At 42.9% G+C, this 16,895-nt stretch carries 17 protein-coding genes; 8 read left to right on the plus strand and 9 right to left on the minus strand.

The genetic code is table 11. The features are described 5' to 3' along the window. Nucleotides 1–145: 145 nt before the first annotated feature. Both L2748_RS07655 and yjgA read right to left on the minus strand, forming a co-directional pair. A complete protein-coding gene (locus L2748_RS07655) occupies nucleotides 146–2,671 on the minus strand; it encodes an autotransporter outer membrane beta-barrel domain-containing protein (protein WP_220778787.1) in 2,526 nt (841 codons plus the stop codon). A 148-nt stretch (nucleotides 2,672–2,819) separates the two neighbouring features. Beyond that, nucleotides 2,820–3,362, minus strand: coding sequence for a ribosome biogenesis factor YjgA (gene yjgA, locus L2748_RS07660; protein WP_220778785.1), 543 nt, complete (start codon nucleotides 3,360–3,362; stop codon nucleotides 2,820–2,822). Between the two features lie 228 nt (nucleotides 3,363–3,590). Here yjgA and pmbA point away from each other — a divergent pair, with 228 nt between their 5' ends. The 6 genes from pmbA to L2748_RS07690 all read left to right on the plus strand — a co-directional run bounded on the left by pmbA (nucleotide 3,591) and on the right by L2748_RS07690 (nucleotide 11,303). Continuing rightward, nucleotides 3,591–4,931, plus strand: a complete 1,341-nt coding sequence (pmbA, locus tag L2748_RS07665; protein WP_220778783.1) for a metalloprotease PmbA — start codon at nucleotides 3,591–3,593, stop codon at nucleotides 4,929–4,931. Nucleotides 4,932–5,198: 267 nt separating this feature from the next. Continuing rightward, nucleotides 5,199–5,543 (plus strand): metalloregulator ArsR/SmtB family transcription factor, encoded by a 345-nt coding sequence (locus L2748_RS07670; RefSeq protein WP_220778782.1) that lies wholly within the window; start codon nucleotides 5,199–5,201, stop codon nucleotides 5,541–5,543. A 57-nt stretch (nucleotides 5,544–5,600) separates the two neighbouring features. Further along, the gene (arsB, locus tag L2748_RS07675) at nucleotides 5,601–6,635 is read left to right on the plus strand and encodes an ACR3 family arsenite efflux transporter (protein ID WP_220778778.1); all 1,035 of its coding nucleotides are present in this window, start codon (nucleotides 5,601–5,603) and stop codon (nucleotides 6,633–6,635) included. A 95-nt stretch (nucleotides 6,636–6,730) separates the two neighbouring features. Further along, on the plus strand, nucleotides 6,731–7,741 hold the full coding sequence (locus tag L2748_RS07680; protein WP_220778775.1) for an ArsJ-associated glyceraldehyde-3-phosphate dehydrogenase: 1,011 nt from the start codon (nucleotides 6,731–6,733) through the stop codon (nucleotides 7,739–7,741). Nucleotides 7,742–8,400: 659 nt separating this feature from the next. Next, complete coding sequence (gene arsJ / locus L2748_RS07685) at nucleotides 8,401–9,618, plus strand: organoarsenical effux MFS transporter ArsJ (RefSeq protein WP_220778774.1); 1,218 nt, start codon at nucleotides 8,401–8,403, stop codon at nucleotides 9,616–9,618. Between the two features lie 308 nt (nucleotides 9,619–9,926). Further along, a complete protein-coding gene (locus L2748_RS07690) occupies nucleotides 9,927–11,303 on the plus strand; it encodes an alanine/glycine:cation symporter family protein (RefSeq protein ID WP_220778772.1) in 1,377 nt (458 codons plus the stop codon). 113 nt (nucleotides 11,304–11,416) lie between these two features. Here L2748_RS07690 and L2748_RS07695 read toward each other — a convergent pair whose 3' ends face one another. From L2748_RS07695 to L2748_RS07715, 5 genes are all read right to left on the minus strand, one after another. Next, nucleotides 11,417–11,596, minus strand: a complete 180-nt coding sequence (locus L2748_RS07695; RefSeq protein ID WP_220778764.1) for a PA3496 family putative envelope integrity protein — start codon at nucleotides 11,594–11,596, stop codon at nucleotides 11,417–11,419. A gap of 328 nt (nucleotides 11,597–11,924) precedes the next feature. Further along, nucleotides 11,925–12,617, minus strand: a complete 693-nt coding sequence (locus L2748_RS07700) for a TorF family putative porin (RefSeq protein WP_220778762.1) — start codon at nucleotides 12,615–12,617, stop codon at nucleotides 11,925–11,927. A 229-nt stretch (nucleotides 12,618–12,846) separates the two neighbouring features. Further along, entirely contained in the window at nucleotides 12,847–13,119 is a 273-nt protein-coding gene (locus L2748_RS07705) for an HU family DNA-binding protein (protein WP_012156924.1), read from the minus strand. 136 nt (nucleotides 13,120–13,255) lie between these two features. After that, nucleotides 13,256–14,053: a response regulator gene (locus tag L2748_RS07710; protein WP_220778753.1), complete on the minus strand. Its 798-nt coding sequence runs from the start codon at nucleotides 14,051–14,053 to the stop codon at nucleotides 13,256–13,258. Nucleotides 14,054–14,153: 100 nt separating this feature from the next. Continuing rightward, on the minus strand, nucleotides 14,154–14,555 hold the full coding sequence (locus tag L2748_RS07715) for a hypothetical protein (RefSeq protein ID WP_220778751.1): 402 nt from the start codon (nucleotides 14,553–14,555) through the stop codon (nucleotides 14,154–14,156). A 172-nt stretch (nucleotides 14,556–14,727) separates the two neighbouring features. Here L2748_RS07715 and L2748_RS07720 point away from each other — a divergent pair, with 172 nt between their 5' ends. Beyond that, a complete protein-coding gene (locus L2748_RS07720; protein WP_220778749.1) occupies nucleotides 14,728–15,237 on the plus strand; it encodes a DUF4240 domain-containing protein in 510 nt (169 codons plus the stop codon). A 61-nt stretch (nucleotides 15,238–15,298) separates the two neighbouring features. Here L2748_RS07720 and L2748_RS07725 read toward each other — a convergent pair whose 3' ends face one another. Together L2748_RS07725 and L2748_RS07730 are read right to left on the minus strand one after the other, a co-directional pair. Continuing rightward, nucleotides 15,299–15,607, minus strand: coding sequence for a hypothetical protein (locus tag L2748_RS07725; RefSeq protein WP_220778746.1), 309 nt, complete (start codon nucleotides 15,605–15,607; stop codon nucleotides 15,299–15,301). 204 nt (nucleotides 15,608–15,811) lie between these two features. Next, on the minus strand, nucleotides 15,812–16,117 hold the full coding sequence (locus L2748_RS07730) for a hypothetical protein (RefSeq protein ID WP_220778745.1): 306 nt from the start codon (nucleotides 16,115–16,117) through the stop codon (nucleotides 15,812–15,814). A 242-nt stretch (nucleotides 16,118–16,359) separates the two neighbouring features. On the opposite strand from L2748_RS07730, the gene L2748_RS07735 reads away from it, so the two are divergent. Then, on the plus strand, nucleotides 16,360–16,884 hold the full coding sequence (locus L2748_RS07735; protein ID WP_220778744.1) for a DUF3016 domain-containing protein: 525 nt from the start codon (nucleotides 16,360–16,362) through the stop codon (nucleotides 16,882–16,884). The last annotated feature ends 11 nt before the right edge of the window (nucleotides 16,885–16,895 follow it).

Genomic DNA, 16,895 nt, shown 5'->3' on the forward strand with positions numbered 1-16,895 from the left:
AAGGGTTTATCTGAGAATAATACTTTGATAAATCGGCAAGCTAAACCTTGCTCAATCTCGGTAGATAAACATTAAAAAGCCCGTGTTCATTAAGTTGAACACGGGCTTTTAATATTTAGCGACTAAGTTGCTTTAATTTAAGTCATTAAGGTGTTGGTGCTGATAGCTCAACGCTAAATAAAATACCGGACTTTATCGTTTTAGGTGTTTCTGACTCAATAGATACTAGGCTGATTTTTGTTGGCTCATCAGTGCTTGTTGGGTCAATATCATTGGTTAATACAAAACTAGTGCTGCTGCCACCACGTCTATTACGGTTGCGTACTTCATAAGGGTCCGCATCCAACTCACCTTTGCTAGCCGTCGTTGTGATAATGGTACCTTTCGGTAGGATCTGGTTAGCGCTATCGAAGAAACGCACATGGAATATTGAAAAGTCTCCTGCTGGAATAGGCTCTAGCTCTGCTAGGTCTGTACCTGCAATATCACTGTAGAAAGGTTTTGGGTTGTTACCTTGGTGTACTTCAAAACGCGCAGTAGAGCCTGACATAGTCATGATAAGCGCTTTACGGATGTAGGTTTTGTTAGCTTGGTCTTTACCGCATAAGCTCCCGGTGCACTGAGGTCCATTGAATACTCCATCAGCTAACTTATATTCAGCCTTTGATTCGGTATTAAAGTATGACTCACCGGGGGTGTGTGAATATGACTCATCATCATCACGGAAGGCATCGCCTAAATCACTAAAGCCTTGAGGATGATATGTCTCAATATCCATACCATTGCCTGAACATGCAACCGCATCACCATTGGCTTTTAAACAAGCTGCCGCTACAGCTGTGCCATCTTCATCATCAAATACGTTATTACCGTTAGTATCGAAGAAGGTTTCATGGCCTAAGGCGTAAGCTAATACTGTGATGCGATGATCTGGCACTCGTGGGTCTGCAGCAGTCCATTCAACACTACAAGTACCGTTTACTGTGGCGCAACTTGGCTGAATTTGGCCACCTTCAGAGGTGAAGTTAATCGTGGTGTCATCTGGGGCTGGGTTGCCAAAGCTGTCTGATGCATACGCTGTAATAGAGACGACGTCACCGTTGTGACTGCCCGCTTCTGGATTAAACAAGCTGCTCGATAAGCTAAAGCCTAGCTGTTGTGGTAAACCAGTATTAATAGTCAGCTGTTCTGACTGGGTTGTTACAGACTCGCCATTAGCTGTTGCTGTCGCTAATACGCGCACCGGCGTAGGCATAGTGCCTGATAGTACTGTTGCGCTAACTAGACCTGCCGAGTTACTGGTATTGCTAGTAGTAATGCTGTCATTGGCGAATGTAATGCCGCCCACAGTAGTATCAAGCGAGAAGTCGACGGTTTGCTGGGCAATAGGCTGACCATTGGCATCAGCCACTTTAAAGGTGATAAGTGATGACTCGCTTGAACCTGTACCGCCAGCACCTTGGATGCGGATTGATGTTGGCTCGGCAGAGATAAAGCTTAGGTTCGCTAAGGTTTGGCTTGCGAGAGAGAAATCTAAGGTCGCTGAAACGGTCTGGTTGCCTGCAACCACAGACGCTGTAATTTGGTCATCGCGTTGACTATTACCACTGCAGCTAGTGTTTTGGAACGTCGAGCTTGCTGTACCTGAAAGTGTAGTGACAGGTGAGTCGATGCTGGCATCATTGCTAAGTACACAGCTAGAGCTGAAGCTCACGCTTGTTGGTGTTTGCAAGCGAGTATAGGTGCCATCATCGTTCTTGGTGGCTAAGTCCGCAGTGACGCCAAATGTACCGCCTGCGCTAACTGTTTTGTCATCAGGTAAGGTGGTTGCAAGTAGGTTTTCAGTAAAGCTACCATCTGTTGAAAAATGGCCGATAACAATCACGCCATCATCACTGACAGCATCCTTGGCTAATACTTCGTAGAGACCCGAACTTTGGTAGGTTTTACCGTCATTTTCTAGGGTCACTGAAAAGTTTGCTGCACCAAGTTCGGTTTCGCTAGCGGTATAGCTCACTTGCGCAATACCATTGTCTTTGGTTAATGCTGAACTTGGATTTAAACTGGCGTTACCGGCTGTAAAGGTCGCCATTTTACCCGCGACGCCTTGGCCTTGTTCATCTAAAAAGGTTGCTTGTAGTTGTACAGTTTCTTCAGCTTTAAACTGAGTGACTACAAGAGTGCCGTTTATGATTGCGCTATTTAAGCTGAACTTGTGCTCTGATGGATTCGATGTTGAAGTGAATTCAAAATTTCGAGTTGCGCTGGCGTTATTGTCACCTTCAGTAAAGTCGGTCGTTAGTGTGCCTGCACCTTCAGCATTTTCAGCGTTACTAATAATAACTTCGGCTTGGCCGTTTTCATTGGTTAATTTAGTGCTGCTTGAAAGTTCGCCAAAACTAGCTGAAAAGCTAATCAGCTTGCCGCTGCGGTTGCTGTTACCTTGCTTGAGATTGGCTACCGCACAAAAAGATTCATTAGCTGCAAAGCTAAGTGAATTAGTGGGTTCAGCACATGCTCCATTGACAACCGTTTTATAACTTACCGATAGGCTATATGTGCCACCGTTATCGGTATCGGTGCTTTCGTCAGATGAGCCATTACAACCACCTAATAACGATAGACAGATAATAGATAATGGCAGAGTGGCCAGTTTTTGGGGCAGGCGCATGTGCATATTCCTTGTGCTACAAATTTTGTACAGGATTCTAGGAGGGCTGAAGTCAAGATAAACAGACCAAAAAAAGCCCCTTAAGTCTGGTAAAAACTTAAGGGGCTATTGTGGGGTTATATAGCGATAATGTCTATATATGTAACGATTAATCTTTGATCTCGTTACGTAAATACTTACTTAATTCTTTCGCTGTCTTAGATGCTTCGATATCAGCGTTTTTCGTCAGCTCTTTTTTAGTTTGACGGACTAGCTGGCGTAGCTTTTGTCTGTCAAATTCAGGGTGCTGCTCGATAAGCGCTTGTACAGCAGAGTCGCCTTCAGCAATTAGCTGATCGCGAGTCTTATCTGCAACGTTAGTTTTAGCACTTTCGTTACTGTTTTGGTTTAACACGTTCTTAATTGCGATCTCTAGCTCTTCGAGATCGACATAGCGCATTAGCTTACCAATGTACTGAATATGACGACGGTGCGCTTCAGTATTAATCTTGATTGTTTTAGCTTTCAAGACATTATCGTAAAGCGTTTCATCAAGGTTTAGCTTTTCTACTTGGCTCTTACTAAGTGCTACTAATCTATTGCCATATTCTTGATAGATGGCGATTTCGCGTTTAGCGTCCGCTCTACTTTCGTAGTTGTCATCTTTGTCATAGGGCTGGTGGAAGTGTTCTGAGTCACCGACAATCTTCATATCTACAATCTCTTACAAATTCTGTGCTAATAATAACATCTAAACTTGGTTATTTCCTTTCCTATTTTTGACCGTAGCATGCTTTCTTATGAGTTTTAGCGCTTGTTTAGCGGTTATTTTTCTAGCAATTGCTAAAGTCATTATGCTTGCCTGCATGGGATTATTTAATGTGATTGGCATTTGGGTTTGTTATGCTAGCGCCATTGCCGACAATTAAAGAGTAGAACTGTGTCTTCACCTAGCATTGATATTGAATTGGATTCCCTGAAAGACGCTGTGTCAATGGCGCTGGAATACGCAAAAACATTGGGCACTTCTGGTGCAGAAGTTGCCATAAGCAAGCAACAAGGCTTGTCGGTTTCAACGCGAATGAAAGAAGTTGAGACTGTTGAATTTAATAAAGATGGTGCCTTAGGGATTACCGTTTTTAGAGATGGCTGCAAAGGTAGTTCATCGACTTCTGATTTGAGTAAAGCTGCGATTGAGCAAGCGGTAAAAGCAGCTAATGATATTGCGCGCTTTACCTCTGCCGATGAATTTAATGGTTTGGCTGACAAATCGTTAATGGCGACTCAGTTTCCTGATCTTGACCTGTATCACCCACAAGATATATCGCCAGAAGAGTTAACTCGCCTTGCTATATTAGCTGAAGAAGCGGCGCTAGATACTGACAAACGTGTACAAACCTCTGATGGCGCCAGTGCGAATGCCCACACTAGTGTGAAGGTTTATGGTAATAGCCATGGTTTCTTAAATGGTTTTTGTAGTTCTCGTTACAGCCTTAGCTGTGTCGCCATTGGTGAGCACGAAGGCGGTATGCAACGTGACTATGACTATACCGTTGCGCGTAAATTTAATGAGATGTGTGCACCAGAGTTAATTGGTCGTAAAGCGGCAGAGAAAACCGCGGGTCGACTCGGTGGACGTAAGATCGCCACAACTCAGCTACCTGTGCTGTTTTCGCCTGAAATCGCTACCGGTTTAATGGGTCATTTAGTCGGTGCGATCAGTGGTGGTAGCCTGTATCGTAAGTCGAGCTTCTTACTGGATGCGATTGATACTCAAGTTTTCCCAGACTGGTTCAGCATCCATGAAGATCCATTACTTGTAGGGGCATTGGCAAGTGCGGCTTACGACAGTGAAGGTGTTGCGACTAAAGCGCGTGACATTATCGATAATGGTCGTTTGGCAACATATTTAACGACTAGCTATTCTGCACGTAAACTTGGCATCGCTAACACAGGTCATGCGGGCGGGATTTATAACTGGACGCTATCTACAACAGGGCAAACCTTTGATCAGTTAGTTAAAGAGATGGGCACTGGCTTGATTGTGACTGAAGTAATGGGCCAAGGCGTTAACACTGTGACCGGCGATTACTCTCGTGGTGCAGCGGGTTTCTATGTTGAAAATGGCGTGATCTTGTATCCAGTAGAAGAGATCACCATTGCGGGCAACCTTAAAGATATGTACAAGAATATTGTTGCTGTGGCTAAAGATAGAGATCTGCGTTCATCAATTCGTACTGGTGGGATCTTAATGGATAAGATGAAGATCGCTGGTAACTAAGCAGCTTTATACTGATAGTTAAATGCTGATTAAGGCTTCCTTCGGGAAGCCTTTTTTATTGGCTAAAATTTATGTTTGATAATTTTATTCTGATTGGCATTAAAGGCCATAAGTAATTGGATCTTAAATGTTTGGCTAGGATCCTTGTTATGAGCAATGGGATCTTTTACTTAGTAAATTAAATTAATACTTGAATATATGAAAAATCATATATATCATTTTTCGTATATACTATATTTCGTACATTTAATATATCGAGAAATTGAGATGACACCTTTAACGTTTTTTAAGGCGCTGGCCGATGACACGCGACTACGCAGTTTATTGCTGATCCAGGCTGAGTCAGAACTGTGTGTTTGCGAGCTAATGACGGCACTTGAAGAGATCCAACCAAAAATCTCACGCCATTTAGCACAATTGCGCAAACTAGGTTTGCTGGTTGATAGACGTCAGGGTCAGTGGATTTTTTACTGCATTAATCCACAGCTGCCTAGTTGGGCTAGTGAGATTATGCAAACTTTGGCTAAGGAGCAGGCCAATCTTATTAGCGAAAATTTAACTAACTTACAGCAGATGGGCGACCGTCCTGAAAGAGTTAAAAACTGCTGCTAACTGCTAAGCACTCATGTTGTAACTGAGTGCCACCATCATTGTAATAGGCCAAAGATTATGGGTATTTTCGAACGTTATTTAAGTGTGTGGGTGGGCTTAGCCATCCTCGCAGGTGTGTTTCTGGGTAATTTATCTCCAGATACGTTTGCGGTGGTTGCTGGGCTCGAATACGCCCACGTTAACCTAGTGATAGCTGTACTGATCTGGGTAATGATCTATCCAATGATGGTGCAAATTGACTTTTCAGCAGTCAAAGATGTGGGTAAAAGCCCCAAAGGCTTAGTGCTGACTTTAGTGCTTAATTGGTTAATTAAGCCTTTTACAATGGCGGCATTAGGTTGGTTATTCTTCAGGGTTTTCTTTGTTGATTTAGTTGACCCTGCCACGGCCAGTGAATATATCGCCGGTATGATCTTGCTTGGCGTTGCACCTTGTACTGCAATGGTCTTTGTCTGGAGCCAACTTACCAAGGGCGATCCAAATTACACCTTAGTGCAAGTGTCGGTTAACGACTTAATTATGGTTGTCGCTTTTGCGCCAATAACGGCATTACTGCTAGGCGTTAGTGACATTGAGGTGCCATGGGCTACGCTATTGTCATCTGTTGGTTTATATGTGGTATTGCCGCTAGTTGCAGGTGCTATCACTCGTCATCTGTTGCAGAAAAAGGGCGATGATTCTCAGTTAAATGCATTTGTTGCTAAGTTAAAGCCTTGGTCTATGGTGGGCTTGTTAGCCACTGTGGTGCTGCTATTTGGCTTTCAAGCAGAAACCATTATTGCCCAGCCGCAAAACATTGCGTTGATAGCAATCCCGTTATTAATTCAGACTTACGGTATTTTCTTTATTGCATTTTATGCTGCTAAGAAAATGAAACTGACTCATAAAGTGGCTGCACCAGCTTGCATGATTGCGACCTCTAACTTTTTTGAACTAGCGGTAGCGGTAGCCATTTCATTGTTTGGTCTGCACTCAGGTGCGGCGCTTGCCACTGTAGTCGGTGTGTTAGTTGAAGTGCCGGTAATGCTGTCATTGGTGGCAATCGCTAATCGCAGTCGCCATCTGTTTGCCGAAGATGAAGCAAGCAGTTAATTAAGAGCTAAGCAATCAGCTCGGGTCATAACGCTGCGAGCTGGTTGAATAACAGAGTTTATTTACATCCTTTAAAATTAGGTTGAGAGATGATTATGACAATCAAAATTGGTATCAATGGCTTCGGTAGAATGGGGCGTTTAGCATTAAGATCGGCTTGGCATAATAGCGATGTTGAATTTGTACAGATCAACGATCCAGCCGGTAATGCAAATACATTAGCACACCTATTAACCTTTGACTCAGTACATGGTCGTTGGTCAGAAGAAGCAACGGCAGACGGCTCTGATATCGTAATTGGAAGTCAGCGTATTACCACTACGCGCAATAAAGCGATCGCAGATACTGATTGGTCTGGCTGCGATGTAGTGATTGAAGCTTCTGGCGTGATGAAAACCAAAGGTTTACTGCAAGCTTACTTGGATCAAGGTGTTAAAAGAGTCGTTGTTACCGCGCCTGTTAAAGAAGACGGGGTACTTAATGTCGTGATGGGCGTGAACCATGACTTATATGACAAGGCGATTCACCCGATCGTGACGGCTGCTTCTTGTACCACTAACTGTTTAGCACCTGTGGTGAAAGTGATCCATGAGAAGATCGGTATCAAGCACGGCTCGATGACCACTATCCATGACATTACCAATACCCAGACGATTTTAGATGCACCCCATAAAGATCTACGTCGTGCCCGTGCCTGTGGCTTAAGCTTGATCCCGACAACGACGGGCAGTGCAACGGCTATCACTCATATCTTCCCTGAGCTAAAAGGTAAGTTAAATGGCCATGCGGTACGTGTTCCGTTAGCTAATGCCTCGATTACCGACTGCGTGTTTGAGCTACATCGTGACACTACTGAAGCTGAAGTGAATCAACTGCTACGTGAAGCTGCTGAGGGCGAGTTAAAAGGTATTTTAGGTTATGAAGAGCGCCCGTTGGTGTCGGTTGATTATAAAACCGATCCGCGCTCAAGCATTATCGATGCACCTTCGACTATGGTGGTGAATGGCACGCAAGTGAAGTTGTATGTTTGGTATGACAACGAGTGGGGCTACGCTAACCGAACTGCCGAGCTTGCCATTATGGTAGGTAAGATGGATCAGGCTTAAAGGAAAACCAGGACGCTTCGCTTACGGTAAAGAAAAGATAGTACATTGACTGTAGGTTGGGCTTTAGCCCATCAAGCTAAGATGATGCCAGACTGAGTCAGTTTGCTGTTCTAGCTTTTTCCAAGTAGCGCAGCGTCCTAGGCCCTTTTGATCGATCCTTAGAATATGAATTCTTTGCATATAGAGAATAAGCTGTAGTTGATTGTTACGGGGGCCCTATTTGAGGGGGCATTGCTCTAAACGCTCTAATTTTAAAATCGTAAGTAATTGGTTTAGGTGGTTTGATCGTGCTAACAAAACTTCGTTCATTGCCTGATAGCATTAAGCAGTATTTAATCGTTACGGGGCCCTATTTGAGGGGGCATTGCATCCGTTATTTTAATATTTTTCATATAGAGAATAAGTCGTGCTAACAAAACTTCGTTCATTGCCTGATAGCATTAAGCAGTAGTTGATTGTTACGAGGGCCCTATTTGAGGGGCATTGCATCCGTTATTTTAATGTTTTTCATATAGAGAATAAGCCGTGCTAACAAAACTTCGTTCATTGCCTGATAGCATTAAGCAGTATTTAATTGTTGCAGGGGCCCTATTTGAGGGGGCATTGCTCTTAACGCTTTAATTTTAAAATCGTAAGTAAATGGTTTAGGTGGTTTGATCGTGCTAAAAAAACTTCATTCATTGCCTGAGAGTATTAAGCAGTATTTAATCGTTACTGGGAACTACTGGGCATTTACCCTTACTGACGGCGCGCTGCGCATGTTGGTGGTGCTGCATTTTTACGACTTAGGTTATCAACCTCTCGCTATTGCCATGCTGTTTTTGTTCTATGAGATCTTTGGCGTGATCACTAATCTCGTTGGCGGCTGGCTTGGTGCAAGGTTAGGTCTTAACCGAACCATGAATATCGGGCTTGGATTACAGATCCTTGCGCTTTCGATGCTGTTGCTACCAAGCGCAATGCTTACTGTACCTTGGGTGATGGCGGCGCAGGCATTGTCAGGGATCGCTAAAGATCTTAATAAAATGAGCGCCAAAAGCGCGATCAAAACCTTAGTGCCAAAAGGTGCTGAAGATAAGCTTTATCACTGGGTAGCCATGCTAACCGGTTCTAAGAATGCTTTAAAAGGTGCAGGCTTTTTCTTAGGGGGGCTACTGCTATCAACTGCAGGTTTCGCCGGTGCTGTTGCGATTATGGCTGCGACTTTGTTGTTGGTGTGGATCTTCAGTATTGTTAGTTTAAAAGCTGATTTAGGCAAAGCTAAATCTAAACCCAAATTCACTGAAATATTTTCTAAAAGCCAGAAAGTGAATATCCTTTCGGCGGCGCGGTTATTCCTATTTGCGGCCAGAGATGTTTGGTTTGTGATTGCTTTACCGGTGTTTTTAGCTAGCCAGCTTGGCTGGGAGCATAGTAGTGTTGGCGCATTTTTAGCGTTATGGGTTATCGCTTACGGCATAGTGCAATCTGTGGCGCCAAAGATAACCTCGCGTAAAAATAGTCCAGACGGCAAGGTTGCGACACTCTGGGTTGGTGTGCTCACAGCTGTTACTGCGGCGTTAGCGTTAGTCATGTTTACGGGGTGGGTTGCACCAGAGGTTGCCTTGATTGTCGGGCTAATGGTATTTGGCGCGGTGTTCGCCATTAACTCCTCGCTGCATAGCTACTTAATCGTGAGCTACGCTGGTGATGATGGTGTGTCATTAGATATTGGCTTTTACTATATGGCGAATGCCATGGGCCGATTAATTGGTACCATACTGTCAGGTTGGGTATATCAACAAGCGGGACTCGCGGCTTGTTTGTTTATATCGGCGGGCATGTTATTTCTGACCTTTATCATTTCTTTTAAACTTCCGCGCCACCCTGTTCGCTAAGTTGCGCACGCAGCAAAATTAACTTTGCTGAAAGCCTGCTGTAATAATTGTCATGGCGCTACAAACGCCATGACAACTTTTCATCTGCCTACTTTAGTTTGTTTTCTAGCCTTTCCAAAGGTTAACAATTCGTTGTACTCTGTTTGCTAAGTTTGAGTGTTTTTAGCTCGATGAGCTAACCGCTGACTTAGATAGGACCTTTTGATCTTGCAAGCCAATGACAGATCAAAAAGCCCTAAATACATGATTATAAATATAAGTATAAATATAAATAATAACGAAAAATTATCTGTATCGACGAGGTTTGAATGGAAGCTATTACGAATTTTGTAAGCATGATCAATGGGGTGGTTTGGGGAACACCTATGTTGGTTATGATCTTGGGAGTGGGCTTATTTCTCACTGTCGGATTACGTTTAATGCCAATTGTGAAATTGGGCACCGGCTTTAAATTACTATGGTCTGGCAGGATCCCTGATAAAGATAAAAACATGAAAGGGGAAATTAGCCCTTTTAATGCCTTAATGACATCACTGTCTGCCACTATTGGTACCGGTAATATTGCTGGTGTTGCTACGGCGATTTTTATTGGTGGTCCTGGTGCACTGTTTTGGATGTGGTGTACTGCGTTGGTGGGCATGGCGACTAAGTTCGCCGAGGCTGTGCTTGCAGTTAAGTACCGTGAAGTTGATGACAATGGTAACCACGTTGGTGGACCAATGTATTACATTAAAAATGGTCTTGGTTCTAAGTGGGCTTGGCTCGGGACCGCATTTGCGCTATTTGGCTCTTTGGCAGGTTTTGGTATTGGTAATACCGTGCAGGCTAACTCTGTTGCTGATGCGCTTAGCAGTAATTTTGGCGTGCCCAACTGGGTTACAGGTGTAGTGTTAATGGTGCTGGTTGGTGCTGTGCTTATGGGCGGTATTAAGCGTATTGCTGATGTGGCCGGTAAGCTAGTCCCTATGATGACGGTATTTTATATTGCTGCGGGTATTGCTGTATTAGTCGTTTACGCTGCAGAAATTCCAGCGGCAATTGAGTTGATTTTGCATAGCGCATTTAACCCTGTGGCGGCGCAAGGCGGTTTTGCTGGCGCAGCGGTTTGGGCGGCAATTCGTTTTGGTGTTGCACGTGGTGTGTTCTCTAACGAAGCAGGTCTTGGTAGTGCGCCAATTGCACATGCTGCAGCGCAGACCAATAACCCTGTGGCTCAAGGTCTAGTGGCGATGCTAGGTACTTTTATCGATACCTTAATCGTTTGTAGCATTACAGGCCTAGCGATTATCGTCTCTGGTGCATGGACTTCGGGAGAAAATGGTGCGGCATTAACTTCGTTTGCTTTTTCACATGCCTTCCCGTTAGGTAATTATGTAGTGGCAATAGCGCTGACGGTATTTGCGTTTACGACGATTCTGGGCTGGAGCTTTTACTGTGAAAAGTGTGTGCAGTTCTTGTTTGGGGTTAAGGCGATTAAGCCTTTTAGAGTGATTTGGACCTTAGTTGTGCCACTCGGTGCGGTGAGCTCACTTGAGTTTATTTGGCTACTGGCTGATACGCTGAATGCCATGATGGCTATTCCAAACTTAATTGCCTTAGCACTATTAAGCCCTGTGGTGTTTGCGTTGACTCGAGAATACTTCTTAAACAAGCGTGAGGCCGATGCGAAGACGCAAAAGAGTTAAGTTCGCTTGCTGTTTATAAAACTAAAAAAGCTCCTGCATATGATGTCAGGAGCTTTTTTTATTTATCTGAGTAAGCTGATGCTTGTCAAATATTTGCTAGCACGTACTTTGGGTTATGCCCAGAAGTCATCTTCGCTTAAATCACGCTTCAATTGCGCTTGTTCAAGGTATGCTTCAAGACGTTTTTTAACGGCTTTCTTGTGTGCTAACTCGTCAGCAGCTTGCTGAGTTTTAGGCGCTGTATACGCCTCCATTTCTACATCGTTGGGCACCAAATCAAAAGTCTGAGCCATCACGAATTCCTCTTAGCTAGGTATCCATGTTCCGAATCGCTTACTTAGCGTTAAAAGGAAATACTTTGATACCATCGGTTAATAACTAAACAGTGTCTGCGCCCGGTGACTTACTTAATTAAGCCTATTAGGGAGCGCTTAATTTGGAATTTAGCAGGAAGTGATTTATAAATATGCGATCCATGTAACAAAATTACATTTATCGTTCACTTTTTATTGTTTATGATGTTTTTTAGTAATTTAGTGAAACTATACAACAAAAAAACGTGTGGGAAGGGTTTGGCTATTTATCCTGATTCATAGGACAAATAGCCAACTTTTTAGGAACTTATAATGAAAAACTATAGCTGTAGCCGAGTAAAATCTTGGCATCATCATTTTTCAGATCTGTGTCACTGACGGTGAAAGATACGCTGCCCAAATCGGTATCTTTACTGAGTGACAAGGAGTAATCAGCATAATCATCGCGACCATACCAGGCTGTCACTACATCACCGCTAGAATAGCCATAATGGGCACTAACAGAAAGCGTATCAGAGATAGGGTAAGTTAGTGTGGTTTGCAAATAACTCATATCTTTATTATCAAGTGGCTCGCTGGCGACATCACTCCCGGCATTGACTAAGTGTGAGTAGCTGACTGCAATCCACTTCCAGCTGACAGCTGCTGTGACTTCGCCTAAATCGATACTGCCGTCAGCATCTGGATAGGCGTAGTAAAGATAATAGAGGTCATACTCAAAGCTATCGCCAAAGCTGCCAGCAAAACCCGCGTAGACATCAAGCTCGTAACTCGTATTGTCACCAAAATCGACATTAGAAGCCCAAGTACCCGCATAAAAGCCAGACTCGTGACTGTAGTCGATGCCACCTTGTACTGCCGCGGCATCATCTGTTTGCGTCACGCCGCGCCATAGGTAGTTTGAGGTCACTCCTATATTGGCTTCAACTGCAGCATGGGCGGTGCCAGCTAACATTGATGTAAGTAAAATAGCCGTGGTACTGATTAGTTGCTTGTTCATCTCATTCCCCTTATTACAATATTTACTGCTTTTTATAGTGACTAATTAAGTAGCAAACTCTGAGCCAAAAATAACTTTCAATTAAAACAGTTGTTTACAATGTTATTGAGCTTGAGGGGAAAGTGAATTGATTCAAACTAGGGCAATGAGCACCGAGATAGGGCAGAATTAACAGATATAAAAAAACCTCCATATAGGAGGTTTAGTTATCAACTGTAGTAACAGTGATTTAGTTAACGCTATCTTTAAGCGTTTTACCAGCTTTAAACTTAGGTACTGTAGCCGCAGGGATCTGTATTTCTTTACCAGTCTGTGGGTTACGACCTGTGCGCGCGGCACGCTGTGTAGTTTCAAAAGAGCCAAAACCAACAATAGAGATCTTGTCTCCATTCTTCATCGCTTCTGCAACAGTTTCTTCAAAAGATTTTAATGCACGCGCCGCTTCTGCTTTAGTTAGTTCTGCAGATTCAGCCATTTTTGCAACAAGTTCAGTCTTATTCATTTGAATAGTCTCTTCTTTCCGTAGATTTAATTGTTAGTAGCGTTATGTAACATGCCACAAGCTTTTGCATTTGAAAAGTGCTTTAGCCCCATGAAATCGGCATTAAAGTCAAAAATAGGCGCGATTTCTCAGTTTTTTACTCTTCCAATAGCTGATACAGAATTTGTTTTACAATGTTAGGCTCGAAAGGCTTATCACATAGTGCGTTGACGCCGGCTTGTGAAACATTACTTAAGTGGGTTTCATTGGCCTCTGAAGACACCATCAAAATAGGAATATGGGATTGCTGGCTGTCATTACGAATAAATTGCGTTAGGGCTAAGCCATCAACACTCGGCATGTTGTAATCGGTGATGACTAGGTCAAACATCTGCTGTTGCATCAGTTCAATGGCTTGCTGACCATCTTCAGCTTCGGTGATAAGGCGCAGTCCAAGGTTAGTAATCGTGCGCTTAATGATATTGCGCGCCATTTTACTATCATCAACCACTAACACGCGTAAATCTTGCACATCAAAATGGGTTAAGTCGAGCTCATCATTACTGAGCAGATCTATGGTTGCGTTAAGTGCTTTTGCTAAGTGTTCTGCTGTAAAAGGTTTAGGCAGAATAGATACAACACCTGATTGCCTGTATTGTTCTAATTGGTCGCGGCGGCACTCACTTGAAACCAACATAAATTGAATATCATTAAAATGAGCCGAAGATTTAATATGTTGTAGCAGCTCAATAGCGGTGCCATCTTGATAATGCATCGAGCTGGCCACGAGATCAGGCTGGTGACGGTTAATGATCTGCAAGGCTTCAGCGAGATTAGTTGCCGTTTGAATCTGTTTTACACCTTCTTTTTCTAGGCGCTGATAAATGATTTTTCTTTGCGTATCTGAAGGCTCTACCAGCAATATTGATAACTCGCTGGGCTGTAAATGGCTCATATATGTAATTACCGTCTCTATCTTGGTATTGTTTCCGCTTAATCTTAGGTTAACTCAAATTGCTCTTCAAGTAAGTAAGTTGTTCAAAAACACTGTTTTATTAGTTTTCAGAGCGGGGTATTTTAGAGGTTAAATATCGTTTTGTTTTTTGGCTAAAGGCTATCCAATATTGAAAGCTCATGACTACTATTGCAACGGCTACGATGGCACTAATTGGAATGTTTTGACCTTGATAAATCACTTTTACATCTTCAGGGGTTATTTGATAAGCGATAACTGCAGCAGTTGCGAGTGCAAGTAAGGCAACCGTTTGAATAGCTAAATAAATTTTTAGTACCACTGCGGCCCAGAATTGACGAGTGATTAAACCATAAAGAACGGGGAATACGCCCAAAGTCAGCAGGTCAAAGTTTAACGTGGTAAAAGTGCGCCATAAGGCTGCGATAGCGACTAGGCCATAAATAAACATTAATATCGCGAGTAGTGGATGTGGTTTTGTCATTAGGTACTTAACGCTGCTCAATAGAAGTTATGTGAACAGAAGTGTAAAAAAAACTCTGTGTGACGTCTACTCAAGTATTAATTGTTCAATCACTCTGTTCGATATTGTTTAGCTATAGCGCTGACTTCTACGCTAGAATAGCGACAATTAAACCGTATGATTAGAGAGTCCGATGACAGAATCTGAGTTTTGGGCATTAGTAACCCGAACATCACCACAACAAGATCAAACTGAGCTTGCAGATGCATTGAAGCAAAAGCTAAGCCCATTAAGCAATGATGAGTTGCGAGATTTTGACAAGATTTTTGGACAGCAGATGCGTCGAACTTACTCTTGGTCTGTTTGGGGCGCGGCTTATATTATTACCGGGTGCGACTCTGAATATGCTTTTGCTGAGTTTCGCTGTTTCTTAATTTCGCTGGGTAAAGATTGGTATGACAAAGTCGTTGATGCCCCTGACGAGTTAGGCAAGCTTGAACTTTGGCCTGAAAAAGACGGTTATGCTTACCCATTTCTTGATGAGTATGATTTGATTGCTGGGCAGCTATATGAAGCGCGCGGTGATGATGAACTACCTTATGTGCCATCAGGGCAAGCGACTCCAGCGGGCAAGAAGTTTTCACATAAGAAAAAGCAACTGAAAGCGACTTATCCACAATTAAGTGCGGCGTTTCCCTTCTAGAGATCCGCTAAATAAAAAACGAGGCAAATGCCTCGTTTTTTATTGGTTAATATTATGAATGCTATTCATAGCAGGCACCTGTTTCTCTATCTGCATCAAGTCCGTGTGCGGTGCAGACCAGCGCCATAAACTCTTGTTCAGATTCCTTTACTTGCTCAACAAACGTAGCCTCAGCCTGCATTTCGAGTTTATGTTCTGACTGCGCAATTTGCTCTTCTAGTATTTGCTGATGTTTTGCAATGGCAGCTTGTTCTTTAGCAGTAAACTCATCGGCCTTTACTTGACCTGCAAATGCGAAAATACTCAAAATTAGCGCCACAATAGCCATACGACCAGAAAAGGTAAGGTTACGCGTAGTTGAATAGTTCATATTGGTACTCCAAACAATGAAAATAATTGCTGCAGTCATTGTAACTAGCGACCGAATGTCGCTTCAGTCTTACAAGGCTGCCTGATAACTTGGTACGTAGTTTAAATTAAACAATATGTATCAAAGCTGAACGAAAAGTGAGCAGTGTTGTTTGGCGTTATCGAGTGTGGTGAATGACTGCTAGCGCAACTGTTTAGTGATGAGTTATTCATTACTCATCGTATCGCAATGAAAGCCTTGGCGCATAGAATCAAAGCGACAATTAAGTCCGCATTCCCAGGTAACGCCATCTAGTTGTTTCGATGCTTTTTCTGCATAAAGCTTACAATGCTGATAACTATCGAAATCATCTTTTTTATCATACTGCCCTGAGTTATAGCCGTTTTTATAGATAAAGGCTGACCACGACTGTATTGCTGTAGACGTTTCAGATTGGTTGATTGAAAAAATGGCCGCAACAAGACCAGTAAAAAGCAAAGTGACAAACAAGATGGGAGCAAGCTTTTGCATAGTGGGGCTCCTTAAATAACTAGCGTAACTCAGAATATATAACTAAAACATAATGCTATTCTAGTTATAGGTATTGATGCAATTTGAAGCAACTTTATTGCCAATAGTATGTTTTACTAATATGTTAGTTAGCATAGATTATACCTATTTGAAGTTTAGCTGTAATGCTTAAGCATGGGTTCAGCTTGAGCATTACATAATCAAATTAACAACAGTAAGTAGTGTTAATTGGGGAGACACATATGAAAGTACAACTTATGCTCGCGGCGAGTATTCTGCTATCGGGTTCTGTGTTAGCAGCAGACGAAGTGACTGAAAATCCAGTAACGGAAAACGGCATCGTCAAAGTGGAGTGGCAAGATCCAAGTAGCTTTCGAGATATTCGTTCAAGTGGCGAAATGAAGTCACGCTTTGAAAACCGTACCTTCGAGCAGCTGACAAAGCATTTAAATAAAGAAGCAAGCCGTATCCTTAAACCAGAGCAAAAGTTAGAGCTGGTGGTTACAGATCTTGATCTTGCTGGCGATGTCAGACCAACATTTGGCGCAACAACCAATGATATTCGGGTGGTAAAAGACATTTACCCGCCACGCATCACCTTTAGTTACAAGGTATTGGATGGCGACAAAGTGATTATAGCAGGTGACGAAAAGCTCACTGATATGGGCTTTATGTACTCAATTAATAAAATGAACGATAAGCCATATCGTTATGAAAATGCGTTGCTGTCATCTTGGTTAAAGAAAACCGTAGAGCCTAAGTTATAAAAAGCTGAGCC

This window comes from Shewanella sairae (genome assembly GCF_023283535.1).
Taxonomy (GTDB): Bacteria; Pseudomonadota; Gammaproteobacteria; order Enterobacterales; family Shewanellaceae; genus Shewanella; species Shewanella sairae.

Excerpts from the sequence above, each read along its gene's own strand:
- L2748_RS07715 (WP_220778751.1), bottom strand. The coding sequence starts at position 14,555 with ATGACAAAACCACATCCACTACTCGCGATATTAATGTTTATTTATGGC.
- L2748_RS07655 (WP_220778787.1), bottom strand. The coding sequence starts at position 2,671 with ATGCGCCTGCCCCAAAAACTGGCCACTCTGCCATTATCTATTATCTGT.
- L2748_RS07690 (WP_220778772.1), top strand. The coding sequence starts at position 9,927 with ATGGAAGCTATTACGAATTTTGTAAGCATGATCAATGGGGTGGTTTGG.
- L2748_RS07730 (WP_220778745.1), bottom strand. The coding sequence starts at position 16,117 with ATGCAAAAGCTTGCTCCCATCTTGTTTGTCACTTTGCTTTTTACTGGT.
- L2748_RS07735 (WP_220778744.1), top strand. The coding sequence starts at position 16,360 with ATGAAAGTACAACTTATGCTCGCGGCGAGTATTCTGCTATCGGGTTCT.
- L2748_RS07700 (WP_220778762.1), bottom strand. The coding sequence starts at position 12,617 with ATGAACAAGCAACTAATCAGTACCACGGCTATTTTACTTACATCAATG.
- arsB (WP_220778778.1), top strand. The coding sequence starts at position 5,601 with ATGGGTATTTTCGAACGTTATTTAAGTGTGTGGGTGGGCTTAGCCATC.
- L2748_RS07705 (WP_012156924.1), bottom strand. The coding sequence starts at position 13,119 with ATGAATAAGACTGAACTTGTTGCAAAAATGGCTGAATCTGCAGAACTA.
- yjgA (WP_220778785.1), bottom strand. The coding sequence starts at position 3,362 with ATGAAGATTGTCGGTGACTCAGAACACTTCCACCAGCCCTATGACAAA.
- L2748_RS07695 (WP_220778764.1), bottom strand. The coding sequence starts at position 11,596 with ATGGCTCAGACTTTTGATTTGGTGCCCAACGATGTAGAAATGGAGGCG.
- L2748_RS07720 (WP_220778749.1), top strand. The coding sequence starts at position 14,728 with ATGACAGAATCTGAGTTTTGGGCATTAGTAACCCGAACATCACCACAA.
- L2748_RS07680 (WP_220778775.1), top strand. The coding sequence starts at position 6,731 with ATGACAATCAAAATTGGTATCAATGGCTTCGGTAGAATGGGGCGTTTA.
- L2748_RS07710 (WP_220778753.1), bottom strand. The coding sequence starts at position 14,053 with ATGAGCCATTTACAGCCCAGCGAGTTATCAATATTGCTGGTAGAGCCT.
- L2748_RS07670 (WP_220778782.1), top strand. The coding sequence starts at position 5,199 with ATGACACCTTTAACGTTTTTTAAGGCGCTGGCCGATGACACGCGACTA.
- L2748_RS07725 (WP_220778746.1), bottom strand. The coding sequence starts at position 15,607 with ATGAACTATTCAACTACGCGTAACCTTACCTTTTCTGGTCGTATGGCT.